The organism is Halorubrum tibetense (assembly GCF_042661865.1).
GTDB lineage: Archaea > Halobacteriota > Halobacteria > Halobacteriales > Haloferacaceae > Halorubrum > Halorubrum tibetense.
This window is the reverse complement of the sequence record NZ_JBHSWW010000539.1, coordinates 1-882: the sequence shown is the minus strand read 5'-3', so window position 1 is coordinate 882 and position 882 is coordinate 1. Positions and strand designations below refer to the sequence as shown.

At 72.1% G+C, this 882-nt stretch carries 1 protein-coding gene and 1 pseudogene; one reads left to right on the top strand and one right to left on the bottom strand.

Translation table 11 applies throughout. The features are described from left to right. Positions 1–282, top strand: a pseudogene (locus ACFQEU_RS16825) (zinc ribbon domain-containing protein); the annotation flags it as partial. A 234-nt stretch (positions 283–516) separates the two neighbouring features. Here the strand turns inward: ACFQEU_RS16825 and ACFQEU_RS16820 are convergent. Continuing rightward, on the bottom strand, positions 517–882 hold a 366-nt coding region (locus tag ACFQEU_RS16820; RefSeq protein ID WP_465261179.1), incomplete at its 5' end, for a DUF7500 family protein.

The window sequence follows — 882 nt, the reverse complement described above, 5'->3', positions numbered from 1 at the left end:
GGCGCGGACGACCTCGTCGGGGCGGCCCGCGAGGAGCTCTCCGACCGGGAGTCGCTCTGGCGGCGGGGGTCGTACGTCGTCGGCTACGCCCCGCTCGTGGTCGCGCTCACGCGGATCACGAGCCCCGGGGCGTGGTTCCTGCTGCTCGGCGGGATCGCGATCCTGCCGCCGACCCGCCGGCTCCTCGGCCGACCGGTCGGCGGGACGTTCAAACGCGAGGCGATGGCGGGGCTGTACGCCGTGTTCGTCGTCCTCGGCGCGTTGCTGCTGGTCCTCCTATAAGGGGTCCGCGGGTCGCGGGGTGTGGGTTGCGGAGTGTGGGCCGAGTGGTGTGGGCTGTGGAGTACGTACCGGCGGCCGCCGGCCGCGCCGCCGATCCGGGGCGTTCCTCACGGGCGGCGATATAACCCTTATATACCCACTGTGGACGATGAGACGGCGCTTATAAACACGTCGCGGGCGGCGGTGCGGCACTTATAAATCCCGCTCGTCCGGGACCCGGGGCGGCGGTCGCTGTCAGTCGACCCGGAACCCGCCCTCCCGTTCGGCGGCGCGGACCAGGTCGCCGATCGAGTCGTCGGCGGAGAGTCCCTGGCTCGCGGCGAAGCGTTTGATCGCCACGGGCGGCAGGTCGATCGGGGTGTCGCCGGCGACGAGGAGGAGGCCGAGCGCCTCGGCCGCGTCGGTGTCGGGGCCAGCGTTCGAGACGAACCAGGAGAGGAGGGTGTCGAACGTCGAGACGACGTCGTTCGACGCCGAGCGGTTGCGCGCGGTCTCGCCGTTCGCGTGGAGCGTGGCGTCGATCCCGTAGTCGAACCCGTCGTGGTCGAAGGAGGTCGCCAGCCAGCGGCTCACCGCCTGGCGGTCGACGCCTCCGGCGGG